Origin of the sequence: Paraburkholderia sabiae (genome assembly GCF_030412785.1) — a bacterium.
Classification (GTDB): domain Bacteria; phylum Pseudomonadota; class Gammaproteobacteria; order Burkholderiales; family Burkholderiaceae; genus Paraburkholderia; species Paraburkholderia sabiae.
This window is the reverse complement of record NZ_CP125295.1, coordinates 1,777,709-1,803,193: the sequence shown is the minus strand read 5'-3', so window position 1 is coordinate 1,803,193 and position 25,485 is coordinate 1,777,709. Positions and strand designations below refer to the sequence as shown.

24 protein-coding genes are annotated in these 25,485 nt (G+C 61.8%); 7 read left to right on the top strand and 17 right to left on the bottom strand.

The features are described from left to right. Window positions 1–466: 466 nt before the first annotated feature. From QEN71_RS08145 to QEN71_RS08125, 5 genes are all read right to left on the bottom strand, one after another. A complete protein-coding gene (locus QEN71_RS08145; RefSeq protein ID WP_201659606.1) occupies window positions 467–946 on the bottom strand; it encodes an OsmC family protein in 480 nt (159 codons plus the stop codon). A 27-nt stretch (window positions 947–973) separates the two neighbouring features. Beyond that, complete coding sequence (locus QEN71_RS08140) at window positions 974–1,906, bottom strand: 2-hydroxyacid dehydrogenase (protein WP_201659609.1); 933 nt, start codon at window positions 1,904–1,906, stop codon at window positions 974–976. Window positions 1,907–1,925: 19 nt separating this feature from the next. Next, window positions 1,926–2,078 (bottom strand): hypothetical protein, encoded by a 153-nt coding sequence (locus tag QEN71_RS08135; protein WP_201659612.1) that lies wholly within the window; start codon window positions 2,076–2,078, stop codon window positions 1,926–1,928. Between the two features lie 126 nt (window positions 2,079–2,204). Next, window positions 2,205–3,344: an IS481 family transposase gene (locus QEN71_RS08130; protein WP_290468220.1), complete on the bottom strand. Its 1,140-nt coding sequence runs from the start codon at window positions 3,342–3,344 to the stop codon at window positions 2,205–2,207. 595 nt (window positions 3,345–3,939) lie between these two features. After that, window positions 3,940–4,953 (bottom strand): aldo/keto reductase, encoded by a 1,014-nt coding sequence (locus QEN71_RS08125; protein WP_201658455.1) that lies wholly within the window; start codon window positions 4,951–4,953, stop codon window positions 3,940–3,942. A 128-nt stretch (window positions 4,954–5,081) separates the two neighbouring features. On the opposite strand from QEN71_RS08125, the gene QEN71_RS08120 reads away from it, so the two are divergent. Continuing rightward, on the top strand, window positions 5,082–5,993 hold the full coding sequence (locus QEN71_RS08120) for a LysR family transcriptional regulator (RefSeq protein ID WP_201658457.1): 912 nt from the start codon (window positions 5,082–5,084) through the stop codon (window positions 5,991–5,993). Between the two features lie 16 nt (window positions 5,994–6,009). Here the strand turns inward: QEN71_RS08120 and QEN71_RS08115 are convergent, their stop codons facing one another. From QEN71_RS08115 to QEN71_RS08105, 3 genes are all read right to left on the bottom strand, one after another. Then, window positions 6,010–6,273 (bottom strand): DUF2164 domain-containing protein, encoded by a 264-nt coding sequence (locus QEN71_RS08115; RefSeq protein WP_201658459.1) that lies wholly within the window; start codon window positions 6,271–6,273, stop codon window positions 6,010–6,012. 107 nt (window positions 6,274–6,380) lie between these two features. Further along, window positions 6,381–7,202, bottom strand: coding sequence for an alpha/beta fold hydrolase (locus tag QEN71_RS08110; protein ID WP_201658461.1), 822 nt, complete (start codon window positions 7,200–7,202; stop codon window positions 6,381–6,383). 243 nt (window positions 7,203–7,445) lie between these two features. Then, a complete protein-coding gene (locus QEN71_RS08105) occupies window positions 7,446–7,658 on the bottom strand; it encodes a hypothetical protein (RefSeq protein ID WP_201658463.1) in 213 nt (70 codons plus the stop codon). A 390-nt stretch (window positions 7,659–8,048) separates the two neighbouring features. Here QEN71_RS08105 and QEN71_RS08100 point away from each other — a divergent pair, with 390 nt between their 5' ends. Together QEN71_RS08100 and QEN71_RS08095 are read left to right on the top strand one after the other, a co-directional pair. Continuing rightward, complete coding sequence (locus tag QEN71_RS08100; RefSeq protein ID WP_201658466.1) at window positions 8,049–9,251, top strand: polysaccharide pyruvyl transferase family protein; 1,203 nt, start codon at window positions 8,049–8,051, stop codon at window positions 9,249–9,251. A 680-nt stretch (window positions 9,252–9,931) separates the two neighbouring features. Continuing rightward, the gene (locus QEN71_RS08095; RefSeq protein WP_201658469.1) at window positions 9,932–11,392 is read left to right on the top strand and encodes a sensor domain-containing diguanylate cyclase; all 1,461 of its coding nucleotides are present in this window, start codon (window positions 9,932–9,934) and stop codon (window positions 11,390–11,392) included. Window positions 11,393–11,422: 30 nt separating this feature from the next. Here the strand turns inward: QEN71_RS08095 and QEN71_RS08090 are convergent, their stop codons facing one another. Beyond that, the gene (locus QEN71_RS08090; RefSeq protein WP_201658472.1) at window positions 11,423–11,737 is read right to left on the bottom strand and encodes a VOC family protein; all 315 of its coding nucleotides are present in this window, start codon (window positions 11,735–11,737) and stop codon (window positions 11,423–11,425) included. A gap of 139 nt (window positions 11,738–11,876) precedes the next feature. On the opposite strand from QEN71_RS08090, the gene QEN71_RS08085 reads away from it, so the two are divergent. Further along, window positions 11,877–12,269, top strand: a complete 393-nt coding sequence (locus QEN71_RS08085) for a VOC family protein (protein ID WP_201658475.1) — start codon at window positions 11,877–11,879, stop codon at window positions 12,267–12,269. Between the two features lie 22 nt (window positions 12,270–12,291). Here the strand turns inward: QEN71_RS08085 and QEN71_RS08080 are convergent, their stop codons facing one another. Then, window positions 12,292–13,275, bottom strand: coding sequence for an AraC family transcriptional regulator (locus tag QEN71_RS08080; protein WP_201658478.1), 984 nt, complete (start codon window positions 13,273–13,275; stop codon window positions 12,292–12,294). A 390-nt stretch (window positions 13,276–13,665) separates the two neighbouring features. On the opposite strand from QEN71_RS08080, the gene QEN71_RS08075 reads away from it, so the two are divergent. Both QEN71_RS08075 and QEN71_RS08070 read left to right on the top strand, forming a co-directional pair. Beyond that, window positions 13,666–14,718 carry an NAD(P)-dependent alcohol dehydrogenase gene (locus QEN71_RS08075; RefSeq protein ID WP_201658481.1) on the top strand — a complete coding sequence of 351 codons (1,053 nt, stop codon included), beginning with the start codon at window positions 13,666–13,668 and terminating at the stop codon, window positions 14,716–14,718. A 186-nt stretch (window positions 14,719–14,904) separates the two neighbouring features. After that, window positions 14,905–15,867: a LysR family transcriptional regulator gene (locus QEN71_RS08070; RefSeq protein WP_201658484.1), complete on the top strand. Its 963-nt coding sequence runs from the start codon at window positions 14,905–14,907 to the stop codon at window positions 15,865–15,867. 676 nt (window positions 15,868–16,543) lie between these two features. Here the strand turns inward: QEN71_RS08070 and QEN71_RS08065 are convergent. The 7 genes from QEN71_RS08065 to QEN71_RS08035 all read right to left on the bottom strand — a co-directional run bounded on the left by QEN71_RS08065 (window position 16,544) and on the right by QEN71_RS08035 (window position 23,953). Then, window positions 16,544–16,810: a hypothetical protein gene (locus tag QEN71_RS08065; protein ID WP_233472074.1), complete on the bottom strand. Its 267-nt coding sequence runs from the start codon at window positions 16,808–16,810 to the stop codon at window positions 16,544–16,546. Between the two features lie 14 nt (window positions 16,811–16,824). After that, window positions 16,825–17,271 (bottom strand): dihydroneopterin aldolase, encoded by a 447-nt coding sequence (locus QEN71_RS08060; protein WP_201658490.1) that lies wholly within the window; start codon window positions 17,269–17,271, stop codon window positions 16,825–16,827. After that, the gene (locus QEN71_RS08055) at window positions 17,268–17,918 is read right to left on the bottom strand and encodes a sarcosine oxidase subunit gamma (RefSeq protein WP_201658493.1); all 651 of its coding nucleotides are present in this window, start codon (window positions 17,916–17,918) and stop codon (window positions 17,268–17,270) included. Before QEN71_RS08055 ends, QEN71_RS08060 begins: the two co-directional genes overlap by 4 nt. Further along, the gene (locus QEN71_RS08050) at window positions 17,908–20,907 is read right to left on the bottom strand and encodes a sarcosine oxidase subunit alpha family protein (protein WP_201658496.1); all 3,000 of its coding nucleotides are present in this window, start codon (window positions 20,905–20,907) and stop codon (window positions 17,908–17,910) included. Before QEN71_RS08050 ends, QEN71_RS08055 begins: the two co-directional genes overlap by 11 nt. Beyond that, window positions 20,904–21,203: a sarcosine oxidase subunit delta gene (locus tag QEN71_RS08045; RefSeq protein WP_201658499.1), complete on the bottom strand. Its 300-nt coding sequence runs from the start codon at window positions 21,201–21,203 to the stop codon at window positions 20,904–20,906. The genes QEN71_RS08050 and QEN71_RS08045 overlap by 4 nt, the downstream gene beginning before the upstream one ends. Before the next feature lie 79 nt (window positions 21,204–21,282). Then, window positions 21,283–22,527, bottom strand: coding sequence for a sarcosine oxidase subunit beta family protein (locus tag QEN71_RS08040; RefSeq protein WP_201658502.1), 1,245 nt, complete (start codon window positions 22,525–22,527; stop codon window positions 21,283–21,285). A 37-nt stretch (window positions 22,528–22,564) separates the two neighbouring features. Then, entirely contained in the window at window positions 22,565–23,953 is a 1,389-nt protein-coding gene (locus QEN71_RS08035; protein WP_201658505.1) for an L-serine ammonia-lyase, read from the bottom strand. A 437-nt stretch (window positions 23,954–24,390) separates the two neighbouring features. Here QEN71_RS08035 and QEN71_RS08030 point away from each other — a divergent pair, with 437 nt between their 5' ends. Further along, window positions 24,391–25,476, top strand: a complete 1,086-nt coding sequence (locus QEN71_RS08030; RefSeq protein ID WP_201658508.1) for a GlxA family transcriptional regulator — start codon at window positions 24,391–24,393, stop codon at window positions 25,474–25,476. Window positions 25,477–25,485: the final 9 nt, after the last annotated feature.

Below are 25,485 nucleotides of genomic sequence, written 5' to 3'. Positions count from 1 at the left end.
AATCCACTGTGGCGAACACAACACAGCGGTAATTTGTAGCGTTCCCGGCTCAGAACTTGTTCCCCATTATCCGGCTATACAACGAGGAAAATACTGCACGGCGGGCGTGACGGAAAGAAGGAACCGGTAAATCTGAATCGGTCGATTCGATTAGCGCAGTGCTTACCGGTGACTGCCGAAGACGAGGGCGCACATCATAGCGCGCAAAGCTTAAGAAATGCTGATGAAAAAAACGCAAATTCACACACAACGACGCAGCGTGTCAGCCTTACTACATAGACATAATTGTTTAGCTATCGTGCAACGAATGTTTCTTTATGGGTCGTGCGCTTAAGCAAGCCTTCAGTGTCGCCGCGAGACAATGACAGTCTCTCAGGTTCCGGCAGCATGGCCCTCGGAAAAAACCGGAATCTTTTGTGGCCGACCTTTGATGGTCGGCCTTTTTTTGCGCCACGCCATTCGCGGATCAAAGCTCGCTGAAACTCCAGCTGCCTTCGACATCGATCACCGTCTTCACCGAATTGGCCAGAAAGCAGGAGTCGTGTGCGAGGTGATGCAGATGCGCGAGCGCTTCATTGCTGGGCGCTTTCGATCCCGCGAATGCAACAGCGGGCTTCAACACGACGCGCGTGACCACTTCCTTGCCCGCGTCGTTCTTCGCCATCGTGCCTTCGGCTTCATCGCGATACGACGTGACGACGTAGCCCTGCTCTGCCGCGATCGAAAGAAACCACAGCATGTGGCAGCTCGACAGCGCGGCAACGTAGGCTTCTTCCGGGTCGACAGCGGCGGGATCCGAGAAAGGCACGCGCACGACGTGAGGCGAACTCGATGCAGGTACGATTGCGCCGCCGTCGAACGTCCATTGATGCGCGCGGCTATAGCGGTTGTCGGTGAACTTGCTGCCGTTACTGCTCCATTCGATCAGCGCCGTATGTTTGGCCATGACGTCAAAGATCCTCTGTGTGAACGATCAGATGGGTGTCAACACATCTTCGCCCGCGAAGTGACGCGTGGCGTTGGTGATGAAGTTATCGACGGAAGCGCCGGTCGATTCCGGCGACGTGCCCGCAACATGCGGCGTGAGCACGACATTGGTCAGAGGCAGCAGCGCCTGCGGCGGCTGCGGTTCGCCTTCGTACACATCGAGCCCTGCGCCCGCAATGACGCCGTGGCTCAACGCGTGCGCGAGCGCCGCCGTATCGACGACGCTGCCGCGCGACACGTTCACCAGAAAGCCCTTCGGGCCCAGCGCTTCGAGAACATCGCGGTTGATCAGATGATGCGTCGACGGTCCACCCGGCGTTGCAACGACCAGATAGTCGCTCCAGCGCGCGAGTTCATTTACGTCGGCGAAATAGCGCCACGTGGCGCCCTCGCGCGGCTTGCGGTTGTGATACGCGACTTCGATATCGAAGCCCGCTGCGCGCCGCGCAACCTTCCGCCCGATATTGCCGAGGCCGATCACGCCGAGCCGTTTGCCCGATACGGACGGACGCATCGGAAGCGCGTCGCGCCAGATGCCTTCGCGTGTTGCGCGATCGCGTTGCGGCACGTCGCGGACCACTGCGAGCAGCAAGGCCATTGCGTGATCGGCGACGCAGTCGTCGTTAGTACCTGCGCCGTTCGCGAGCACGATGCCGCGTGCGCGCGCGTGGTCCGTCGCAATGTTTTCGTAGCCTGCGCCGAGCGCGCTGACGAATTCGAGTGCGGGCATGGCGTCGATCTCTGGCGCCGTCAAGCCCGTCGTGCCGTTAGTCAACACAGCGCGGATCTGCGCGCCCTCCGTTGCGATGGCTTCTTTGCGTGCTTCGTGCGTTGGCGCGTAGCTGACTTCGAACGATGCCGCGATGTGGGTGCGACTTTCGTCGCTGAGAGGGATCAGTACCAGCAGGGATGGTTTCATGGCGGTATGGGATTGAACGCTACGCGAAGTGTAGCAACAAGAGTTGTTGCGGCGCAGTGTGGGTTTTTGCTTTTTGCTTTTTGCTTTTTGCTTTTTGCTTTTTGCTTTTTGCTTTTTGCTTTTTGCTTTTTGCTTTTTGCTTTTTGCTTTTTGCTTTTTGCTGCGCTGGCATCCGCGAATTCGTATCGGTGCTTCAGGCGTTGCCCCTGTGCGGGGCAGCACCTACTTTTCTTTGCAGCGGTGTACAGACTGGAGACATGGTTGACACCTGTACGGGGACATCGTTGACACCTGATGGTCAGGGTTTGGGAGCCTTCAGGTCAAGTTTTGCGACCCGCTGATGGGCAAACCATATCTCGATCACCCCGTCTTCCTTCTCGCTCATGCGGGCTGCTACCTGCAGCCCCTTGAGCGCGATCGATAGCTTGAGTTTCTCGCCGCGCAGGCGCACCTCGCCGCTGGCATTGACCCGCAACACTTCATCGCCGCAGCCGTATTCGGGCTCGGGCAGCCGCCCGGGCATCGCGCGCAGGCTGCACGCGTAGCGCGTGATGGGCGTGGCCATCCCCAGTGCCTCGTGCGGACGTTCGACGTTGTACACGTGCCGCCAGCGATCCAGTGCCTGCTGCATGTGCGCATGCGTGCTGAAGGTCTGCCGGTCCAGCACTTCGGCCTTCAGCGTGCGGTGAAACCGTTCGTCCTTGCCATTGGTCTGCGGGTGATACGGCCGGCTGTAGCTCACCTCGATGCCCAGCCGGATCAGCCAGACCGCGAGTTCGGTGAGCTGCCCCGGCGCGCCGGGCGAGCCCCACGGCGCCCCATTGTCGGTGTTGATGCGCGCGGGCAGCCCGTAGCAGCGGAACGCGCGCTCAAGCTCGGCCTGCACGACCTGTGTGGTCGTACGCGAGCAGGCGCTCAGCACGAGGTTGTAGCGCGAGTGATCGTCGATGACCGTCAGCGGCATGCAGCGCCCATCCTTCAGCGTCTGGACGTCGCCCTTGAAGTCCATCTGCCACAGCAGGTTCGGATGCGCGTGCTCGAAGCGCTGCCAGTGCTGGCGCTGCTGCGACGCCTGTTCATCGATGAGCCCGTGGCGCCGCAGGATTTCGGTGATCGTGGCGGGCGCGGGCACCTCTGTCTCACCCAGATCCCTCAGGCGCCGTTCGATCTTGCGTCCGCCCCAGCCATGTTCGCGACGCAGTTCCAGCACCCGCGCTTCGATGTGTTCAGGTGAGCGCAGGGGGCTGTGGTGCGGGCGTCGGGAGCGGTCGGCCAGCCCGCCGGGGCCTTCGGCCTTGTGACGGTCCAGCCACTTGTAGCCGGTCTGGCGGCTGATCCGGTAGCGCCGGCATAGCTCGCTGAATGACAGGGCCTGTGTGGCGGCCAGGCTGACGAATTCTTCGCGGAGATTCATGGTGTTTTTTGCTTCCCAGGGCATGGTTGAATCCGGGCGTTTGATTACCCGAAAGTGTCAACCATGTCCCTGTACACCTGTCAGCTATGTCTCCAGTCTGTACACAGCGGCAAAGAAAAGTAGGCAAAAGAAAGCCGCTTTTGTACCTCCGGTGCCCGCAAGGACAGCGCTTCAGCATGCCGCAGTTGAGCCGTCGCGCAGCGACGTCCGCACTCCGTAGAAAGCCCGCAGTCAACCGCGCACAGCGCGAAAACCCACACACAGTCTGGAGCACATAACGCCGCAATCAACCGAGGGCAAATGCAAAAAAACGTGCTGACCGAACGTGCCCCAAGTGGATGTCATCTTTCGCGCCGCGCGCGCCTGACTGCGGGCTTTCTACGGAGTGTTGGCGTCGCTGCGCGACAGATCAACTGCGGCATGCCGAAGCGCGATTCTGGCAGGCACCGGAGGTTTGAAGCGGCTTTCTTTTGCCTACTTTTCTTTGCCGCTGCAAAGAAAAGTAGGTGCCGCCCCGCACAGGGGCAACGCTAGCAAACCGATACGAATTCGCGGATGCCAGCGAAACCAAAACCAAAAAACCAAAGAATGGCGACTAGCGTCGCAGACAAAAAAACCATCAGTGCGAAGCACCCTTCTCACTATCAAGATGCGCCATCTGCGCAGCAGCATATCGTTCACCGGCCGCCGAGCCCTTTGGCACAGCCTTCTCGATAGCAGCGAGTTCCTCCACATCAAGCGAGACATCAAGCGCCCCGAGCGCTTCCCCCAACCGGTCACGCCGCCGCGCACCAACAAGCGGTACAACATCGTCACCCTGCGCAGCAACCCAGGCAATAGCGATTTGCGCAACAGACACACCTTTGCCATCGGCGATCCCACGCAACGCGTCAACAAGCGCAAGATTGCGCTCAACATTCTCCCCCTGAAACCGCGGGCTCATCGCGCGAAAATCGCCCTTGCCCGCGGCATTTTTCTGCCAATGCCCGCTGATCAGCCCGCGCGACAACACGCCATACGCCGTCACGCCAATGCCCAGTTCACGCAATGTCGGCAGAATCTCGTCCTCGATACCGCGCGAAATCAGCGAGTACTCGATCTGCAGATCGCAAATCGGTGTAACGGACGCGGCCTTGCGGATCGTCGTTGCACCGACTTCGGACAGCCCGACGTGCCGCACATAGCCCGCCTGCACCAGCTCTGCGATCGCGCCGACCGTGTCTTCGATGGGCACGTTCGGATCGAGCCGCGCAGGTCGATAGATGTCGATGTGATCGACGCCCAGCCGCTGCAGCGAATACGCGAGGAAATTCTTCACGGCCGCCGGGCGCGCGTCGTACCCCGTCCAGCCGCCCGCCGGATCGCGCATCGCGCCGAATTTCACGCTGATGAGCGCATTGTCGCGCCGCGACGCTGGCGCGCTCTTCAACGCCTCGCCGAGCAGTATCTCGTTGTGGCCCGAACCGTAGAAATCGCCCGTATCGAACAACGTGATGCCCGCTTCCAGCGCCGCATGGATCGTCGCGATGCTCTCGGCGCGGTCGGACGGTCCATACATACCCGACATGCCCATGCAGCCGAGGCCGATCGCCGAGCTTGCCGGGCCTGCCTTGCCAAGTTGCAGTTGCTTCATGTTCGTTCTCTCCGTGGATTCGTCGAATGCGTCGACAGCACTGCACGACGCCTGAGACGCAGTATCCGTGCAAACCGACCGTGCGATAATCCACCCCAATCCGAATACCCTGTGCGGAATTCCGAACAATGGTCGAACCCGATCTGGCCGATCTGAAAGCCTTCGTCGCCGTCAGCGCCGCGCGCGGCTTTCGCAATGCGGCGTCGACGGGCGGCGTGTCCGCGTCGTCGCTGAGCGAGGCCGTGCGGCGTCTCGAACAGCAACTCGGCGTGCGCCTGCTGAACCGAACGACCCGCAGCGTCACGCCGACGGAAGCCGGCCAGCGCCTGTTCGAACGGCTCGCGCCTGCGTTCGGCGAAATCTCGACCGCGCTCGACGCGATCAACGTGTTCCGCGACAGTCCCACGGGCACGCTGCGCCTGAACGTGCCGTCGATCGTCGCGCGCGAAGTTCTGCCCGCGCTGCTGTCGCGCTTTCTCGCCGGGCATCCCGGCATCACCGTCGAGGTGGCGTCGAACGACACCTTCATCGACATCCTCGCGGCAGGCTTCGACGCGGGCATCCGCTACGACGAACGGCTCGAGCGAGACATGATCGCCGTTCCCATCGGCCCGCCGATGCAGCGCATGGTCGCCGCCGCGTCGCCTGCCTATTTGCAAAAGTACGGCGAGCCGCGTCATCCCGACGAACTGGTGCGGCACGCGTGCATCGGCCATCGCTTCGAAAGCGGCGTGCTGGCCGTGTGGGAATTCGCGCGTGGCAATGAGACCGTGCGGATCGTGCCGAACGGGCCGCTCGTCGCGTCGATCATCGATATCCAGCGGCGCGCGGCCGTCGACGGACTCGGTATCGTCTATTCGTTCGACGAGTTCCTGCGTCCCGCGCTCGACGACGGCACGCTCGTCCCCATCCTGCATGACTGGTGGCAGTCGTTCACGGGGCCGCGTCTGTATTACGCGAGCCGCGAGCACATGCCCGCGCCGCTGCGTGCTTTCGTCGATTTCGTGCTGCGCGACAATCGCAGCCGCGATGCGGTGTGACGCAGACAGGAAAGACTCAGCGCCGCTTCCCGTACTTTTTCCAGTAGCCGAATGTGTCTTCGTGACACTCGATGTCGAGTTCCGACACGCGCGCCATCATGCGCTCCTGCGCGTCCTGCACCGCGAGGTTGTAGATCGCGGGGCCGATTTCCTCGACGAAGAAGCCGAGCAGCGCGCCCGCCTGGATGTTGCCGATCGGCTCGTCCATGTTCTCCGCGAAATAGCGCTGCAGCGAAGCGATCGCTTCGTTGCGCGTGTCTTTGTCCAGTTCGATTGCCATGCGTGTTCATCCCTGTTGCCCGCATCGGACGATGCAGCACTGCGGATGAAACAGCAAAGCGGCGCGTCCCGCAAGAGGCGCGCCGCTTTCGATGGATGCTGCAAGCGTTAGCTGTTGATGAACGCGAGCAGATCCGCGTTGACCTTGTCGGCTTCCGTTACGCACATGCCGTGCGGCGCGCCTTCGTAGATCTTGAACGTCGCGTTCTTGACGATCTTCGCAGACAGCTTGCCCGCTGCATCGATCGGCACGATCTGGTCGTCGTCGCCATGCAGGATCAGCGTCGGCACGTCGATCTTCTTCAGATCTTCCGTGTAATCGACTTCCGAGAATTCGCGGATGCACAGATACTGGCCATGCGCGCCACCTGCCATGCCCTGCGCCCAGAATGCGTCGATCGTGCCCTGCGATACCTTTGCGTTCGGCCGGTTGAAACCGAAGAACGGCATCGCGAGGTCCTTGTAGAACTGCGAGCGGTTATCGGCGACGCCCTTGCGAATGCCGTCGAACACGTCCATCGGCAGACCGCCCGGATTCGCTTCCGTCTTCAGCATGATGGGCGGCACCGCGCCGATCAGCACGGCCTTCGCGACGCGCTTCGTGCCATGTCGGCCGATGTAATGCGCAACTTCGCCGCCGCCCGTCGAATGGCCGACGAGCGTCGCGCCCTGAATATCCAACGCGTCGAGCAACGCAGCGAGATCGTCGGCGTAGGTGTCCATGTCGTTGCCGTTCGACGGCTGGTCCGAACGGCCATGACCGCGGCGATCATGTGCGATCACGCGAAAGCCGTTCTGCAGCAGGAACAGCATCTGCGCGTCCCAGGCGTCCGCATCGAGCGGCCAGCCGTGCGAGAAGACAACGGGACGGCCCGTGCCCCAATCCTTGTAGAAAATCTGCGTGCCGTCTTTCGTGGTGATCGTGCTCATCCGGTTTCACTCCATTGTGTGTGGACACATCGCGCCGCGCTGCGGCGAACAGGTTGATCGCTGGACAACGAAGCGACGGCATGCAGCGCGTCGAGCCGTTCGATTCGATGCGCGCACATACGTCGCGGCCATCCCTTCGATTATCGACGGCCATGTTACAGCGCGATAAAACTTCCTTCAGACGAAGGGCCGTCGATGCAAACCAGCGCTTCGGCAATGACGGCAAGCGCGGCTGCTTGCGCCTCAATGCGCTTCCCGTGGCTGCGCATTCGCGACGGGCACATCGTGCACATCATGCGCATCCTGCGCGGCAACGAGCGTGGGCGTGACATCGGCATCGCCCGTTTCCATGTCGTTGTGATGCGAGACGACAGCCTTGACGCCCGCTTCGGCAGCAGGCGTCGCCACATACGGAACGAAAGCCGAAATAGCGACGACGATCAGATAGGTAAACATGACGCTTCCCCTGCAACCCGCGTTGCCGCATTAGCGACTTCTCATGCAGCACGACGATTGCGATTTCGAGGCACGAAGGGGCGCACCGGCATGCCAGCGCGCTGCAGACTGATCGTCGCCTGCTTCACGGCGAAGCGCGTCGAATCGCTTCGCCGGAAAACACGTCATCCCCGAATTGCGCGTGGCGCTCGCGTGCTGTGCCGCGATGCGCGCACGTGGTCAATACGTGAATTGCGTGTACCCTCCGAACAGCATCCAGTGACTTGTATGAAGCTTTGCACCGATATCACCGACGACCGGTTAATTCGATTCGTAGGGCATGGATTTGCGAAAGTCAACTCAGCGCGTGCACAGCGAGCGGCACGCGCTACGTGATGGCGGATTCGTTCGATGACGGCACATCCTTCACCTGTCGTTCTGTTCGGCGCGTTCGACCGCCACAACTTCGGCGACATGCTGTTCGCGCACGTCGCTGCGCGTTTGCTCGCGGATCGCAGCGTGCGCTTCGCGGGACTCGCAGCGCGCGATCTGCGTGCGCAAGGCGGGCATCGCGTCGAGGTACTTCGGCAGTTGCACGAACGTGCGGTCGATCTGCTGCACGTAGGCGGAGAAATTCTTGCCTGCGATGCGTGGGAAGCGGCCGTGATGCTGCAATCGCCTGACGACGCACAGCCGTTGATCGCGTCGCAACAGCACGATCGCTTTGGATGGGCGCAACGCGTGCTCGGCACACGAGAGCTCGCGCCATATGTGGTGTCGAAGCATGAATTGCCTCATGCCTCGCGTGTTTTGTTCAATGCAGTGGGTGGCGTCTCGCTCGATGTTCGCAACGCAGCCTTGCGCGACGATGTGCTTGCCAAGCTGGCGCGCGCCGACGATATCAGCGTGCGCGATTTGCACACGCAAGCGTTGCTCGCGAAGTCAGGCATCGACGCGCGGCTCGCGCCCGATTGCGCGGTGCTGGTTGCCGAGCTTTTCGGCGACACGATCCGTGAACATGCGAACACTCAGTTCATCGCAGCGATACGCGAGGCCGCGCCCAACGGTTATCTCGCCGTGCAGTTCAGCGCGGATTTCGGCGACGACGCGACGCTCGCGCAGATTGCCGCGCAACTGGACCGTGCGGCCGACGCGCATCGCCTCGGCGTCGTGTTGTTTCGCGCCGGCGCGGCGCCGTGGCACGACGATCTATCGTGCCTGGAGCGCACGGCCGCGCGCATGCACGCGCCCTGCGTGCAGGTCTTGCATTCGCTGAATATCTGGGACATCTGCGCGTTGATCGCACATAGCCGCGGCTATCTCGGCAGCAGTCTGCATGGGAGGATCGTCGCGATGGCGTATGCGCTGCCGCGCATCAATCTGCTGCACGACGAAGACTTCGCGCGGCCATGCAAGCAGACCGCGTTCGCGCAAACATGGGAAGACACTGACGCGCCCATTGCGGTACGCGTGAGCGGGATCGCGAGCGGCATCGATGCCGCGTTGTCCGTCGATCCCGTGAAGCTGGAGCAAACTGCGTCGCGGCTCTCCAGGCTTTGTCGCGTCGCGTTTCAAACGACAGTTTCAATGCTCAGTTTCTGTCTGCGACGCTAGTCGCCATTCTGGGTTTTTTGGTTTTGGTTTTTGCTGCGCTGGCATCCGCGATTTCGTATCGGTGCTTCAGGCGTCGCCCCTGTGCGGGGCAGCACCTACTTTTCTTTGCAGCGGCAAAGAAAAGTAGGCAAAAGAAAGCCGCTTTTGTACCTCCGGTGCCCGCCAGGATAGCGCTTCAGCATGCCGCAGTTGAGCTATCGCGCAGCAACGTCCGCACTCTGTAGAAAGCCCGCAGTCAGGCGCGCGCGGCGTGAAAGATGACATCCACTTGGGGCACATTCGGTCGGCTTGCTTTTGTGTGTTTGCCGTCGGTCTGATTGCGGCGGTATGTGCTCCAGACTGTGTGCGGGGTTTTCGCGCCGTGCGCGGTTGACTGCGGGCTTTCTACAGAGTGCGGACATTGCTGCGCAATCACTCAAAGACCGTGTGCCGTGGCGTTATCCTGGCAGGCACCGGAGGTTTGAAGCGGCTTTCTTTTGCCTACTTTTCTTTGCCGCTGCAAAGAAAAGTAGGTGCCGCCCCGCACAGGGGCGACGCATGAAGGACCGATACGAAATCGCGGATGCCAGCGCAGCAAAAACCAAAACCAAAAAAACTGGAATGGCGACTACGTCGCAGACAAAAACCCGTACGGCAATACGGCGCCGTAGAATACGCGAATATTCGAACCCGGACCCGCCATGGCAAAACCCAGCCCCACTTCCGATGATCAGGAAATGTTCGACCTCGCCCCCGTAGCGCTCTGGCTCGAAGACTTCAGCGGCGTAAAAGCGCTCTTCGAAGACTGGCGCTCCCAAGGCGTAACAGACCTGCGCGCCCACATCGGCAACGATGTAGACCGCGTAGCAGAATGCGCACACCGCATCCGCGTCATCAAGGTCAACCAGAAAACGCTCACACAATTCGAAGCCGCGGATTTCAGCACCCTGACGGACAGCCTGTCGACGGTCTTTCGCGACGACATGCTGAAAACCCACCTCGAAGAGCTGTGCCAGCTATGGGCAGGCCAGGATCACTTCACGAGCCAGACGGTCAACTACACGCTCGGAGGCCGGCGTCTCGACGTGCTGCTCAAAGGCAAGATACTGCCGGGCCACGAAGAACGCTGGGACCGCGTGCTGGTGTCGACGGAAGACATCACGGAACTGGAAGGCGCGCGCCATCGCGTGACGGAGGCCGAACAATACGTGCGCGGGCTGTTCGAATACTCGCCCGTGTCGCTGTGGGTCGAGGATTTCAGCGCCGTCAAACGTCTGCTCGACGAAGCGCGCGCGGCAGGCATCACGGATTTCCGCACCTTCACCGATGTGCATCCCGAGTTCGTCGAGCGCTGCATGGCCGAGATTCATGTGCTCGACGTCAACCAGCACACGCTCGATATGTTCGCCGCGCCCGACAAGAAAACGCTGCTCGCGCGCCTGCCCGACGTGTTCCGCGACGACATGCGCCCGCATTTCCGCGAGCAGCTGATCGATCTGTGGGACGGCAAGCTGTTCCAGCAGCGCGAAGTACTCAACTATTCGCTCGAAGCCAACGAGGTCCACGTTCACCTGCAGTTCTCCGTGCTGCCCGGCCACGAGCGCACGTGGGACCTCGTACTCGTCGCGCTCACCGACATCACCGCGCGCAAGAAGGCAGAAGCGTATCTGGAGTTTCTCGGCAAGCACGACGTGCTCACCAAGCTGCGCAACCGCTCGTTCTACGTCGACGAATTGAACCGGCTGGAGCGTAAGGGTCCGTTCCCGGTGACGGTCCTCATGGCCGATCTCAATGGCCTCAAGCGCGTCAACGATCAGCTCGGTCACGCGGCGGGCGATGCGCTGCTGCGCCGCGCCGGCGAAGTGCTCGCGAAGGCGATGGAGACGCCGTTCAACGCGGCGCGCATCGGCGGCGACGAGTTCGCAATCCTGCTGCCCGGCACCGATGAACGCGGCGGCGCAGCGATGATCGAGACGATCCGCCAGCTCGTCGATCTGAACAATCAGTTCTATCCGGGCTCGCCGATCAGCTTCTCGATGGGCATGGCGACGGTGCAGCGCGGCGAGCGGATCGAAGCGGGCGTACAACGCGCGGACCTGCTGATGTACGAAGAAAAGCGCGCGCACTATACGTCGCAGGAAGCGTCGAGCCCGCAAAAGTAAGCACTTTTCTTTGCGTGGCTCGCGGCATGCTTAGTTCTTCACGGGCACGCCGTACGTGCTGACGATGCGCCGGTCCTGCTCGGCCGCAGAAAACAGCTCCCATTCGAGGCCGTTCACATCGATGTTGCTCGAATAGCCTTCGACGTCGTCGTCCTCGAAACCGACATGCCGCAATTGCCCTGCTTTTTCGGGCTTTTCGTTGATCGAGAAGTTGAGCAGGTCCGTGCGCCACATCGCGTACTGACCCGGCACGACAGCCGAGGGCGGCTGTCCGAGACGGCGGCTATAGTCGTCGATCGATTCGTCGAGATTCGCAACGGCCAGTGCGATGTGAAAGCGCTTCATGAGCGGGCTCCGTGACAGGTTAGAGATGATGCAGCGCGATCATCGTAGCCACGGCGCGCACGCCTAGCCAGATCAGCAATCATGCTGGTATCGGTGTTACCCGCCTTCCAGATTCGCTCAAGAAAAGGAGCCGCATTCGATGCTTTCCCACGTGTTCATCGGCGTCAACGATTTCGAGCGGGCGTTTGATTTCTATTCGACCGTCTTGGCCGAGCTAGGGCTCGCACTGAAATTCCGCGAGGACGAGCGGCCGTGGGCGGGCTGGATGAAGCCCGGCGTCGCGCGACCGCTGTTTCTCGTCGGCAAGCCGTTCGATGGCGAGTCTGCCGTCGCGGGCAACGGGCATATGGTCGCGCTGCTGGCGCCTGACCGTCTCACCGTCGATCGCGTGCACGCGACGGCGCTCGCGCATGGCGCCGCTTGCGAAGGCCCGCCCGGGCTGCGCCCCGAATACCACGCGAACTATTACGGCGCGTACTTTCGCGATCCCGACGGCAACAAGCTCTGCGTGTGCTGTCACGACCCCGTGTGACAGCACGGCATAACGCGCCCGCTCAATTGGTCGTCACGTACTTGCGCGCGGCCACGACGGGACGTTGAGGCGGCACGACGGGATCGAGCGTGCCGCGCATGCGCTTCACTTCATCGACGGGACTCAGGCCGAACAGGCGCTTGAATTCGCGGCTGAACTGCGACGCGCTTTCGTAACCCACGCGCGCCGCCGCCGCGCTCGCGTTCAATCCGTCCTGCACCATCAGAAGCCGCGCGTGATGCAGGCGCGTCGTCTTCACGTACTGCATCGGCGATGTGGACGTGACGGTCTTGAACTGCGCATGAAACACGGCGAGGCTCATGCCCGATTCGCGCGCGAGCGTCTCGACGTCGAGATCGCCGTCGTACTCGGTGTGAATGCGCCGCAGCGCCTTCGCAATGCGCCCGAAATGGTGCTGATGCGTGAGCGCCGCGCGGATCGCGTCGCCCTGCACGCCCGTCAGCACGCGATAACAGATCTCGCGCACGATCGTCGGCGCGAGAATGCGCGCATCGAATGGCGACACGAGCGCTTCGAGCAGACGCAAGACGGCATCGCCGAGCGGCTGGTCGAGCGGCGTCGAGTAGATGCCGCGCGGCTCGCTGTCGACGTGACCGTGCGTCTCGTTGAGCAGCATCAGCAACTCGGCGACCATCGTCAGATCGACGCGAATCGAAATGCCGAGGAACGGCTCTTCGACGCTCGCTTCCGTTTCGCATTCGAACGGCAGCGGCACGGACAGCACGAGATATTGCTGCGCATCATAGATGTACGCGTGATCGCCCAGATAGCCGCGCTTGCGCCCCTGACACACGATGACGATGCTCGGCTCGTACATCACCGGGCGGCGCGGCATCGGATGATTGGCGCGCAAGAACTTGACGCCTTCGAGCGGCGCATCCGTCATGCCCTCGGCGGGCGCGAGCGTGCGCAGCAATTCGACCATGCGCTGTTGCGGGTTGCGCTCCGCGAGCGGCGCGCCATGTGAATGTTTTGTGTCGGACATGATGAAATCCAGTCGGCGAAACCATGTGGCGTCAGAGAATATGGCTTGAAATCTAGCATTAAATGTCCTATCGCGTACGCCGCCAGGAGAATTAGGCAAACCTTCAAGACGTTCAGGTATTCCCTGGGCCACGCGCGATCCCTAACATGGGAACCCTGTCGCAAAGCCCGCTTCCTGTCCGCGACCCCGTCCACCGCCTCACATGAGTCATTCGCGCGGCGCTTCATCTGCGCTTCGCGCCCGCCGGACGGATCACGCAACGGACACTCCGCGCGCCACGGCGCACGACAGATTCATCCGCCGCGCTTTGAGGCCATCAGCAGGCCATCACCAGGCCGCTTACGGGCCGCGCGGCGCCTCGCGCAATTGCATCAACGAGCTGGAGCCTACATGACCACGACCTACGCCTTCGCCGCAACCGACGCGCAATCGAAACTCGCGCCGTTCGAATTTCAGCGTCGCGATCTGCGCGAACACGATGTACAGATGGAAGTCCTGTTTTGCGGTGTCTGTCATTCGGACCTGCATCAGGCACGCAATGAATGGAAGAACACGATTTACCCCGTCGTTCCGGGCCATGAGATCGTCGGCCGTGTGACGAACGTCGGGTCGCAGGTGACGAAATACAAGGTCGGGCAGCTGGTCGGCGTCGGCTGTCTCGTCGATTCGTGCCGCACGTGTCCGAGCTGCCAGGAAGGTCTCGAGCAGTATTGCGAGAACGGCTTCGTCGGCACGTATAACGGCAACGACCGTCAGACGGGCGCAGTGACGTACGGCGGTTATTCGACGCAACTCGTCGTCGATGAAGACTTCGTGCTGCGCGTGCCGGAGAACCTCGATCCCGCGGGCGTCGCGCCGCTGCTGTGCGCGGGTATCACGCTGTATTCGCCGCTGCGCACGTGGGGCGCCGGCCCTGGCAAGAAGGTCGGCATCGTCGGTCTGGGCGGCCTCGGTCACATGGGCGTGAAGCTCGCGCACGCGATGGGCGCGCATGTCGTGCTGTTCACGACGTCGGCTTCGAAGATCGAGGATGCGAAGCGTCTTGGCGCAGATGAGGTGGTGATCTCGAAGAACCCGCAGGAGATGGAAGCGCATGTGAACAGCTTCGATCTGATCGTGAACACGGTCGCGGCGCAGCACGATCTGAATCCGTTCATCAACCTGCTGAAGCGTGACGGCACGCTGACGCTGGTGGGTGCGCCGGAGCACGATCATCCGTCGCCGCAGGTGTTCAACCTGATCATGAAGCGTCGACGTCTCGCGGGATCGCTGATCGGCGGCATTGCCGAGACGCAGGAAATGCTGGATTTCTGCGGCAAGCACGGCATCACCTCGGACATCGAGATGATCCAGATGCAGCAGATCAATGAAGCATACGAGCGCATGTTGAAGAGCGATGTAAAGTACCGCTTCGTCATCGATCTCGACTCGCTCCGCAAGTAACGGGCAGCAGGACCCAACAGGACCGGATTCGCGCTTCACCTCTTCCTTCCAGGCCGCGCAGGACGGCGGCCTGTCCCTGCTTCCCGCCTCGCATCAGTCATTGCGTTTGCAGTACCGGCGCGCCGTCCTCATGGGACGGGGCCGCCGCGGTGTTTTCCGCTGGTTTGCTTTCGACAGGAGAGTTCCGTGATCGACCGTATTCAGGCGATGCGCACGTTCATGCGTATCGTCGATACCAACAGCTTTACCCGCGCGGCGGAGTCGCTGGAAATTCCGCGCGCGACGGCAACCACGATTGTGCAGAACCTGGAATCGCTGCTCGGCACGACGCTGCTCGTTCGCACGACGCGACGCATTAGCCTCACGCCGGAGGGCGCTGCGTATTACGAGCGCTGCGCGCAGATTCTCGAGGATATCGACGAGATGGAAGCGACGTTGCGGCAGACGCTCGATAATCCGAGCGGACGTTTGCGGGTTGAAATGCCGGGTGCGGTGGCGACTTCGATCGTGCTGCCTGCGCTCGATGATTTTCATGAGCGTTATCCGTCGATCGATCTCGCGATCGGCGTGAGTCATCGTAATGTGGATCTCGTCGGCGAGGCCGTGGATTGCAGTATTCAGCTTGGCGAGTTGCCTGATTCTCAGCTTGCGGCAAAGCGGCTTGGCACGCTGGAGCATGTGACGTGTGCCAGTCCGGCTTATCTGGAGCGCTATGGCATGCCTGAGAGTCTCGATGATCTGTCGGGGCATGTTGCTGTTAACTGCATGTCGGCGCTGACCGGGCGTGCTGTCGATTTTGATTTCGATGTGGGTGGGAGTTCGTTGACCGTGAAGGTCGATGGGTTCATCAAGGTCAGCGATGAGCATGCTTACTTGACCTGCGGGTTGCAGGGGCTTGGGTTGATTCAGCCTGCCAGGATTGCTGCTCAGCCTTTGCTTGAAAAGGGTTTACTGCGCGAGGTTTTGCCGCAGTGGAAGCCTGTTGCCATGCCCGTTTCTGTGGCCTATGTGAAGGGGCGGCGCGTGTCGCCGCGGGTCAGGGCTTTTGTTGATTGGCTCGCTGAGCTTTTTGAACACCAAGGGCATGTCGAGGCGGATTTGTCGCGGGTGAGGATGTTGATGATGAGGGGCGGCTTGCATGCCGCTTGATGCTTTTTTTTGTCTGCGACGCTAGTCGCCATTTTGGGTTTTCTGCTTTTTGCTGCGCTGGCATCCGCGTTGTCGTTTCGGTTTGCCAGCGTCGCCCCTTTTGCCTTTTGGCTGGCATCCGCGAATTCGTATCCGTACTTCATGCGTTGCCCCTGTGCGGGGCGGCACCTACTTTTCTTTGCAGCGGCAAAGAAAAGTAGGCAAAAGAAAGCCGCTTCAAACCTCCGGTGCCTACCAGGATAACGCTACGGCGCACGTTCTTTGAGCTGTCGCGCAGCAACGCGAACACTCCGTAGAAAGCCCGCAGTGAGCTGCGCGCGGCGTGAAAGATTACGTCCAGTTGGGGCACATTCGGTCGGCTTGTTTTTTGTGCGTTTGCGTCCGTTTGATTGCGGCGGTATGTGCTCCAGACCGTGTGCGGGGTTTTCGCGCCGTGCGCGGTTGACCGTGGGCTCTCTACAGGGTGCGGACGTTGTTGCGCAATGGCTCAACTGCAGCATGCCGAAGCGCTATCCTGGCGGGCACCGGAGGTTCAAAAGCGGCTTTCTTTTGCCTACTTTTCTTTGCCGCTGCAAAGAAAAGTAGGTGCCGCCCCGCACAGGGGCAACGCGAGAAGCACCGATACGAAATCGCGGATGCCAGCCAAAAGCAAAAAACAAAAACAAAAACAAAAAACCTACGACCCACTCCGCCCAGCGCGAACTCTAGCCTCTCCAACAATTCTGGCAAGAGCATCAGGACTCATCCGCGCGGCAACACCGCGCACATACTCATGATGCCGCGCATCGAGTGGCGCATCGAGATGCTGCGCCTGCAAATACCGAATCAGAGCAATCTTCCGATGCCCAAGCGCGATACTAAGATCGAGCAAAGCCACAGCAGCATGCACATCGCCGCCCGCATACGCACGCTTGAGCAACTCGGAAGTTTGCGATCGCGACATAAGATCAACCGCGTTCAGCGCAAAACAGAACCCACACGCTGAGCATCGAAATCACCCCGCGTCCAGTCCAGTTCAACACCAATCCTCCGGGTACCTTCACGAATCTTCGGCTTATACAAAGAAAGCGTCATCGCATCGAGCGCAGGAAATTCGTCGAACGACAACATCGCAATCTCGACAGCCAGCGTCTCCAGCAACCGTGTATGCGGCTTCATAGAAAGAAACTCACTCACGCGATTGCAATAGCGCTCGTAATCGATCATCGCATGCGATTCCGAAGGCTCGCAGCGATACGCAAGACTCGCGTCGATCACAACCGGCTGCGGCGCAAGATGCTCGTGCGCATGAATACCGATGCGCGTCTCCACGACAAGCTCATCGATAAACACACGCCAACCCTTGCCCCGCAGCGGCAGCGTCGACTGCACGAAAGCCGCTAACGGCTCCTCGAACGGCTTCACGACATCAGCGGCTCAGCCGCGTCGAGCATGATGCGCACGAAGTAATCGGCGAAGCTGCGGCGCACGACGATCTCGTACGTATCGTCGGCGACAGGCACCAGCACGATCGATGCCTTGAAATAATGGCTCTGCGCACACTGGCCCGGCGCAAACATGCGCGGATGCAGATCGAGCGGACAGCCGCGCGCGATCACGTCACGCACCTTCTCGCCGCTCACTTCGAGCACCGTCCAGCCACTGCCGATATCGACAGCCGATGCAAACTGCCCTTGCAGCGCCTCGACCAGCTTGTCTTCGGCAACGGCCGCCTGCGCCTGCTGCGAACGCACGAGCCATTCGTCAGGACCGAGCCACAGCACGTCATAACCATTGCCGCGCGTCACCGTGTTCGGCTTCGCAGGCGGCTCGCAGCCCGTCACGCTCTGCACGGCACTGACAAAGGCTGCGTCGCGCACGTCGCCGCGCAGACTGACGAGATCGCAAAACGCCTTCTCGCGCAGATGAAATTTCTTCGACGGCGCCGCCGTATGCTTCTTCACCAGTTCGCCGACACCTGCAAGCGGCGACTCCTGCCACGGTTGACCCGCCACTCGCTGCGCGACAGCCGAGGTTGCGCCCGGTGCATTGTTCCTTGCTTCATTCCACATGTTGACGCACTCCTTCGGTGTCGTAGAAAACGGGGCTGGCGATCTTCGCGGCGATCTGCTTGCCGCTCGACAGCGGAATCGTCACGCTTTGCCCCATCTTGTTCAGGCCGCCCTTGACCACGGCGAGCGCGATCGAACGATTCAGAATCGGGCTGTAGTAGCTCGACGTCACGTGCCCGAGCATCGGCGCGGTATCGCCCTGGAACGGACCGGCGACGATCTGGCTGCCTTCGGGAATCACGAACTGCGGATCGTCGGGAAGCAGACCGACGAACTGCTTGCGCCCTTCCTTCGCGGTATCCGAACGCGTCAGCGAACGGCGTCCGAGGAAGTCCTTCGTCTTCGCGACGAGTCCGCCCATGCCGAGATCGTGCGGCGTCACGGAACCATCCGTATCCTGGCCGACGATGATGTAGCCCTTCTCCGCGCGCAGCACGTGCATCGTTTCCGTGCCGTACGGCGTGATGTCGAACTCGGCGCCCGCGGCCATCAGCGCTTCCCATACCGCGCGGCCCATGTTCGCGGGCACGTTCACTTCATACGCCAGTTCGCCCGAGAAGCTGATCCGCATCACGCGCGCCTTCACGCCCGCCACCGTGCCGTTGCGATACGACATGAACGGGAACGCTTCGTTGGCGAAGTCGATGTCGCTGCACACCTTCTGCAAGACCTTGCGGCTCTTCGGACCAACTACGGCGAACGTCGCCCAGTGGTCCGTCACCGATGCGAGGCGCACCTTCATGTCCGGCCATTCCGTCTGCAGCCAGCGCTCCATCCACGTCAGCACGCGCGCTGCGCCGCCCGTCGTGGTCGTCATCATGAAGTGCTGGTCGGCGAGGCGCACCGTCACGCCGTCGTCGAACACCATGCCGTTTTCGTCGAGCATCAGGCCATAACGGCACTTGCCGACTTCGAGCTTGCTCCACGGATTCGTGTACATCCAGTTCAGCAGCTTCGCGGCATCCGGGCCCTGAATGTCGATCTTGCCGAGCGTCGATGCATCGAGAATGCCGACGCTGTTGCGCACCGCGAGACATTCGCGCTTCACGGCCGCGTGCAGGTCCTCGCCTTTCAGCGGGAAGTACCACGGACGCTTCCAGTTGCCCACGTCCTCGAACATCGCGCCGTTCTCGACGTGCCATTCATGCACGGCCGTCTTGCGGATCGGGTCGAGCAGATCGCCGAGTTCGCGGCCCGCGAACGTGCCGAAGGTCACAGGCGTGTAGTTCGGACGGAACGTCGTCGTGCCCGTTTCGGGGATCGTCTTGCCGAGCGCATCGGCGAGAATCGCCATGCCGTTGATGTTGCCGAGCTTGCCCTGATCGGTGCCGAAGCCCATCGCCGTATAGCGCTTAACGTGCTCGACGGATTCGAAGCCTTCGCGCGCCGCGAGCAGAATGTCGGCCGCCGACACGTCGTTCTGGAAATCGACGAACTGCTTCGGACCGCGCGCCGCTTCCGCACGGCTGCCGACGAGCCACAGCGGCTGCATCGGCGACTCGACGGCTTCCGACACCTGCGGCACTTGCGGACGCGTCACTGCATAACCGATCGACTTGACGGCTTCGATACCCGCATCGACTGCGAGACGCAGGCCGCGCGCGAGGCTGAATTCGCCCGCTGCCGCGCCGATGCTCGTTTCCGGCTGCATGCCTTTACCCGGCACGAAGCACGCCTTCGTATCGTTCCAGTGGGCCTTGCCGCCCGACTGCGCGAACAGGTGCAACACGGGGCTGAAACCGCCCGACATCGCGACGAGATCGCACTGCAGATCGGCCTGCTTCGCACCCGTCTTGCCGTTCGCATACGCGACCACTTCGACGGAGGTCACGCGTTGCTTGCCATGCGCCGTCATCACGGCGGCGTTGTTCATGATCTTCACGCCATGACGACGCGCCGCCGCCTGCAATGCGCCGCTGCCCTGTGCACGCGGATCGACGACCGTGACGCTCGCGCCACATGCCTTCATGTCGAGCGCGCACTGATAGCCGGCGTCGTTGTTCGTGAACACGACGGCATTGCGGCCCGGCAGCACGCCGAAGCGATGCACATACGTCGACACTGCGCCTGCCAGCATCACGCCGGGCAGATCGTTGTTGCCGAACACGATGGGACGTTCGTGCGCGCCCGTCGCGAGAATCACGCGTTTCGCGCGGATTTTCCACAGCAGTTCGCGCGTGCCCTTGCGCATCGACACGGGCAGATGCTCCGTCAGGCGCTGCGTCACGGTGACGAGATTGTGGTCCTGATAGCCGAACGCCGTGCTGCGCGACAGGATCTTCACATCGGGCATGCGCGAGAGTTCTGCTTCGATCTTCTCGACCCAGCTCATCGCCGAGTGTCCGTCGATCTCCGACTTGCACGACAGCAGACTGCCGCCGAGTTCGCGCTGATCGTCGACGAGAATCACGCGTGCGCCGCTGACGGCCGCCGCGTGCGCTGCCGCGAGACCCGTCGGCCCGCCGCCGACGACGAGCACGTCGCAATGCGCGTAGCACTTGTCGTAGCGGTCGGCGTCGCGTACTTCAGGCGACTTGCCGAGACCCGCTGCTTCGCGAATCTTCTCTTCGTACTTCGGCCACCATTTCGCCGGCCACATGAAGGTCTTGTAGTAGAAGCCAGCGGGCATGAAGCGCGCGAACTTCTGGTTGATCGCCATGTGATCGTGTTCGAGATTCGGCTCGGCGTTCACGCTCGACGCGACGAGCCCTTGATACAGCTCGATTTCCGTCGCGCGCGCATTCGGCACCGTGTAGGCGCCGCGTTCGAGTTGCACGACGGCATTCGGTTCGGCCACATCCGCCGTGACAATGCCGCGCGGGCGGTGATACTTGAAGCTGCGCGCCACGAAGTGCACGCCGTTCGCGAGCAGCGCGGACGCGAGCGTGTCGCCCTGAAAGCCCTGATACGTGCGTCCGTTGAACGTGAAGGTCAGCGGGATCGCGCGGTTGATGCGCCCACCGGCGCCGAGGCGGTTATTCTGGCTCATTGCTTGTTGCCCTCTTGAGCGTCAGTGGACGAGTTACCCGTTTTGAACGTGTCGTAGCCCTGGATGTTGTACGAGACGGTGTCGCGCGTCGCCATGAACCAGCGGCGGCAGCCCTGCGTGTGCATCCATTGCTCGCGATGCACGCCGCGCGGGTTCTTGCGCATGAACAGGTACTCGCCCCATTCGCGGTCGGTGAGCTTGTCGGTGTCGAGCGGACGGGCGATATCGGCTTCGCCGCCGCAGCTAAATTCGGATTCGGCGCGCGGCCCGCACCACGGGCATTCGATCATCAGCATCTTTCTATCTCCTGTCGACCAGAGTTGGCGCTTTAGCGCCTTACTCTGGTCCCATGCAACGTAGTTGCGCAGTGTGCGATTAGTGGGCCACGGCAGCAGCGCCGTGTTCGTCGATCAGATGGCCGCTGTAGAAGCGGTCCAGCGAGAACGCTGCATTCAACGGATGCGGTTCGTCGTTCGCGATCGTGTGCGCGAACACCCAGCCCGAGCCCGGCGTCGCCTTGAAGCCGCCCGTGCCCCATCCGCAGTTGAAGTACAGGCCCTTCACGTCCGTCTTGCTGATGATCGGGCATGCGTCGGGCGAAACATCGACGATGCCGCCCCACTGACGGTTCATCCGCACACGCGAGAACACCGGGAACATTTCGACGATCGCCTGCAACGTGCCTTCGATGATGTGGAAGCTGCCGCGCTGCCCGAAGCCCGTGTACTGATCGACACCCGCGCCGATCACGAGATCGCCCTTGTCGGACTGGCTGATGTACGCGTGCACCGCGTTCGACATGATCACCGAGTTGACGACGGGCTTGATCGGCTCCGACACCAGCGCCTGCAACGGATGGCTTTCGATGGGGAGACGGATGCCCGCCATATCGGCGAGCGTGGTCGTGTTGCCGGCTGCGACCACGGCAACCTTCTTCGCCTTGATGAAGCCCTTCACCGTGTCGACGCCCGTCACGCGGCCGCCGTCGCGGCGAATGCCCGTGACCTGGCAGTTCTGGATGATGTCCACGCCCGCCTGGTCCGCGCCGCGCGCGAAGCCCCATGCGACGGCGTCGTGACGCGCAACGCCCGCACGGCGCTGAATCGAAGCGCCCAGCACGGGATAACGGCTGTTCAGATTGATGGTCGGCTCGATTTCCTTGATCTGCTCGGGCGTGAGGAACTCGGCATCGACGCCGTTCAGACGGTTCGCGTTCACGCGACGCTCGGTGTCGCGCACGTCCTGCAGCGTGTGCGCGAGGTTCATCACGCCGCGCTGCGAAAACATCACGTTGTAGTTCAGGTCTTGCGACAGACCTTCCCACAGCTTCATCGCCTTTTCATAGAGCGCAGCCGACTCGTCCCACAGATAGTTCGAACGCACGATGGTCGTGTTACGCGCCGTGTTGCCGCCGCCGATCCAGCCCTTCTCCAGAATCGCGACGTTCTTCACGCCGTGTTCTTTCGCGAGGTAGTAAGCGGTCGCGAGACCATGCCCGCCGCCGCCGACGATCACCACGTCGTATTCCTTCTTCGGTTCCGGGCTTCTCCACTGCCGCTCCCAGTTCTCGTGATACGACAACCCATTGCGGAACAGACTGAATATCGAATAGCGGCTCATCGTGCAGACCCCTTCGTCGTTGCCTTGCTGGTTTCCATTAGCATTCGATGACGTTCACGGCGAGACCACCGCGCGACGTCTCCTTGTATTTCGTTTTCATATCCGCGCCCGTTTCGCGCATCGTCTTGATGACGTTGTCGAGCGTGACGTAATGCTGGCCGTCGCCCTTCAGCGCCATGCGCGATGCGTTCAGTGCCTTGATCGCGCCCATCGCGTTGCGCTCGATGCAGGGAATCTGCACGAGGCCGCCGACGGGATCGCAGGTCATGCCGAGGTTGTGTTCCATGCCGATTTCGGCGGCGTTTTCGACTTGCGTCGGCGTGCCGTTCATCACAGCCGCGAGCGCCGCCGCCGCCATCGAACACGCGACGCCCACTTCGCCCTGGCAACCCACTTCAGCGCCCGAGATCGACGCCGTTTCCTTGTAGATGATGCCGATGGCGGCTGCCGTCAGCAGGAAATCGACGATGCCGTTTTCGTTCGAGCCCGGCACGAACTTCACGTAGTAGTGCAGCACGGCGGGAATCACGCCCGCTGCGCCGTTGGTCGGTGCCGTCACGACGCGGCCGCCCGCGGCGTTCTCTTCGTTGACGGCCATTGCGTAGAGGTTGACCCAGTCGAGCATCGACAGCGGATCGCGCAGCGACTCTTCCGTACGCGAACGCAGTTGCACGGTGAGATCGGCGGCGCGGCGCTTGACCTTCATCGGGCCGGGCAGCTCGCCATGCATCTTGCAGCCGCGCTCGACGCAGGCAGCCATCGTGCGCCAGATGGCCAGCAGACCTTCGCGCACTTCTTCCGGCGAGCGCGACGCGCATTCGTTGGCGAACGTCACCTGTGCGACCGAAAGACCGCTTTCGCGGCACACGCGCATCAGGTCGTCGCCGGTACGGAACGGATACGGCACTTCGCCGCCCGCGCGCACGCCGTTCACGCGGTCGCCGTCGCGGTTCACGACGAAGCCGCCGCCGACCGAGTAATACTCTTTCTCGACGAGCAGTTGACCGTTCTCGTCGAATGCCTGGAAGCGCATGCCGTTCGGATGCACGATGCTGCCCGTGCCGCTCATCAGACGGCGGAAGAACGCGATGTGCTCTTTTTCTTCGAAGGCGATATCGTGCTTGCCGAGCAGCGACAGCTGCTTGCCCTTGCGGATCTGGGCGAGGCGCGGCTCGATCAGATCGGGATCGATGGTGTCGGGCAGATGGCCTTCGAGGCCGAGCAGCACCGCCTTGTCGGTGCCGTGGCCCTTGCCCGTTGCGCCCAGCGAGCCGTACAGCTCGACTTTCACGCGACGCACGAAGGCGAGCAGATTCGCGTCCTCGATATGCGAAGCGAAGCGGCACGCGGCGATCATCGGACCGACGGTATGCGAACTCGATGGTCCGATGCCGATCTTGAACAGGTCGAAAACGCTGACGTTCATGGAAACCTTGCTCAGTTGGGTGGGCGGAATGTCGTCGAATCGGCGAGGCTTCCGCAATGACGCCAGTACACCAAAGCGTAAAATCGGCCGATAGAACAAAAACGGCATCGACGTGGGATGGCCACGCCAGAGCGTGCTTCGGGCGCCTGGCGGCTGCGTTTTCCGGCAACTCGCTGACGGAAAAACGCAAGTCGGAGTGGATCGCGGTTCGCGGAATTGCAGGCCGGACAGGGGCGCACGCGCTTCGTATCTGCGAAAATCGGTGTCGGAAAAGGACAAGAGGCGCACGGCCGGATCGGCGACGCCAGGGTTATCCCGCGTAGTTATCCCGCGTAGTTATCCCGCGTAGTTATCCCGCGTAGTTATCCCGCGTAGTTATCCCGCGCGTGTGCGCTTTTTATTTGCTGCTTATTCGTCGTCAGCTACCGCAGGCCTACATGACACCCGTTGATTCGCTACCGCTGACATCCATCGACGCGCAGCCGAAAGAGCGCATCCGCTTCGGCATCATCCTGCTGCCGAACTTCACGCTGACGGCGTTCTCGGGCTTCGTCGACATGCTGCGTCTGTCCGCCGACGAAGGCGACTACAGCAAGCCCGTGCGCTGCTCGTGGAGCGTGATCGGCGACACGCTCGCGCCCGTGCGCGCGAGTTGCGGCATCCAGATCACGCCATGGGAAACCTTCGCCGATGCCGAGCCGTTCGACTATGTGGTCGTCGTCGGCGGGCTGCTGCATTCGGGGCCGCAGGCGAGCGACGAGACGCTGCACTTCATCCGCGACGCCGCGCGCAAGAACGCGACGCTGGTCGGCATCTGCACGGGCGTGTTCGCGCTGATGCGCGCGGGCGTGCTCGACGCGCATCGCATTTGCGTGAGCTGGTTTCACTACTGGGATTTCGTCGAGCGCTTTCCTGCCGTCAATTCGGATTCGCTCGTCGCGGACCGGCTGTTCGTGATCGATCGGCGGCGTATTACGTGTTCGGGCGGGCGGGCGTCGATCGATGTGGCGGCGGCGATTTTATTGCGGCACTTCGAGACGGCGACGGTGCAGAAGGCGCTGCGGATTCTGCTTGTTGGCGAAATGCAGAAAGGCAATGCGCCGCAGCCGCATCCGCCGGGACTGGAGCCGGCGACGCATCCGAAGGTCAAGCGCGCGATCCTGCTGATGGAGCAGCACGTCGGGCGCACGTTGCCTTTGGAAGAGCTGGCTTGCAAGCTGGATTTGTCGCCGCGTCAGCTGGAGCGGTTGTTCAAGGCGGAAACCGGGAAGAGTCCGCAGGCGTTTGCCAAGCAGGTTCGGTTGAGGACGGCGGCGTGGTTGCTGACGAGTTCGGATCGGACGGTCGCGGATATTGCTTCGAGTTGTGGGTTTTCTGATGCGTCACATCTTGGACGGGAGTTTAGGAAGGAGTTTGGGATGCCGCCTGTGATGTTTAGGGAACAGCGTGGGGGGACGCCGGTTGAGGGGGATGCTTCCCTTGCTTATGAGGAGACGTTTCCGGGAAGGGTGGATGTGTTTTGAGGATCAACC

What these genes read in the sequence shown, in the direction of transcription:
- QEN71_RS08145 (WP_201659606.1), bottom strand. Translation starts at nt 946, where the DNA reads ATGGCCAAACATACGGCGCTGATCGAATGGAGCAGTAACGGCAGCAAG.
- QEN71_RS08140 (WP_201659609.1), bottom strand. Translation starts at nt 1,906, where the DNA reads ATGAAACCATCCCTGCTGGTACTGATCCCTCTCAGCGACGAAAGTCGC.
- QEN71_RS08135 (WP_201659612.1), bottom strand. Translation starts at nt 2,078, where the DNA reads ATGCCAGCGCAGCAAAAAGCAAAAAGCAAAAAGCAAAAAGCAAAAAGC.
- QEN71_RS08130 (WP_290468220.1), bottom strand. Translation starts at nt 3,344, where the DNA reads ATGCCCTGGGAAGCAAAAAACACCATGAATCTCCGCGAAGAATTCGTC.
- QEN71_RS08125 (WP_201658455.1), bottom strand. Translation starts at nt 4,953, where the DNA reads ATGAAGCAACTGCAACTTGGCAAGGCAGGCCCGGCAAGCTCGGCGATC.
- QEN71_RS08120 (WP_201658457.1), top strand. Translation starts at nt 5,082, where the DNA reads ATGGTCGAACCCGATCTGGCCGATCTGAAAGCCTTCGTCGCCGTCAGC.
- QEN71_RS08115 (WP_201658459.1), bottom strand. Translation starts at nt 6,273, where the DNA reads ATGGCAATCGAACTGGACAAAGACACGCGCAACGAAGCGATCGCTTCG.
- QEN71_RS08110 (WP_201658461.1), bottom strand. Translation starts at nt 7,202, where the DNA reads ATGAGCACGATCACCACGAAAGACGGCACGCAGATTTTCTACAAGGAT.
- QEN71_RS08105 (WP_201658463.1), bottom strand. Translation starts at nt 7,658, where the DNA reads ATGTTTACCTATCTGATCGTCGTCGCTATTTCGGCTTTCGTTCCGTAT.
- QEN71_RS08100 (WP_201658466.1), top strand. Translation starts at nt 8,049, where the DNA reads ATGACGGCACATCCTTCACCTGTCGTTCTGTTCGGCGCGTTCGACCGC.
- QEN71_RS08095 (WP_201658469.1), top strand. Translation starts at nt 9,932, where the DNA reads ATGGCAAAACCCAGCCCCACTTCCGATGATCAGGAAATGTTCGACCTC.
- QEN71_RS08090 (WP_201658472.1), bottom strand. Translation starts at nt 11,737, where the DNA reads ATGAAGCGCTTTCACATCGCACTGGCCGTTGCGAATCTCGACGAATCG.
- QEN71_RS08085 (WP_201658475.1), top strand. Translation starts at nt 11,877, where the DNA reads ATGCTTTCCCACGTGTTCATCGGCGTCAACGATTTCGAGCGGGCGTTT.
- QEN71_RS08080 (WP_201658478.1), bottom strand. Translation starts at nt 13,275, where the DNA reads ATGTCCGACACAAAACATTCACATGGCGCGCCGCTCGCGGAGCGCAAC.
- QEN71_RS08075 (WP_201658481.1), top strand. Translation starts at nt 13,666, where the DNA reads ATGACCACGACCTACGCCTTCGCCGCAACCGACGCGCAATCGAAACTC.
- QEN71_RS08065 (WP_233472074.1), bottom strand. Translation starts at nt 16,810, where the DNA reads ATGTCGCGATCGCAAACTTCCGAGTTGCTCAAGCGTGCGTATGCGGGC.
- QEN71_RS08055 (WP_201658493.1), bottom strand. Translation starts at nt 17,918, where the DNA reads ATGTGGAATGAAGCAAGGAACAATGCACCGGGCGCAACCTCGGCTGTC.
- QEN71_RS08050 (WP_201658496.1), bottom strand. Translation starts at nt 20,907, where the DNA reads ATGAGCCAGAATAACCGCCTCGGCGCCGGTGGGCGCATCAACCGCGCG.
- QEN71_RS08045 (WP_201658499.1), bottom strand. Translation starts at nt 21,203, where the DNA reads ATGCTGATGATCGAATGCCCGTGGTGCGGGCCGCGCGCCGAATCCGAA.
- QEN71_RS08040 (WP_201658502.1), bottom strand. Translation starts at nt 22,527, where the DNA reads ATGAGCCGCTATTCGATATTCAGTCTGTTCCGCAATGGGTTGTCGTAT.
- QEN71_RS08035 (WP_201658505.1), bottom strand. Translation starts at nt 23,953, where the DNA reads ATGAACGTCAGCGTTTTCGACCTGTTCAAGATCGGCATCGGACCATCG.
- QEN71_RS08030 (WP_201658508.1), top strand. Translation starts at nt 24,391, where the DNA reads ATGACACCCGTTGATTCGCTACCGCTGACATCCATCGACGCGCAGCCG.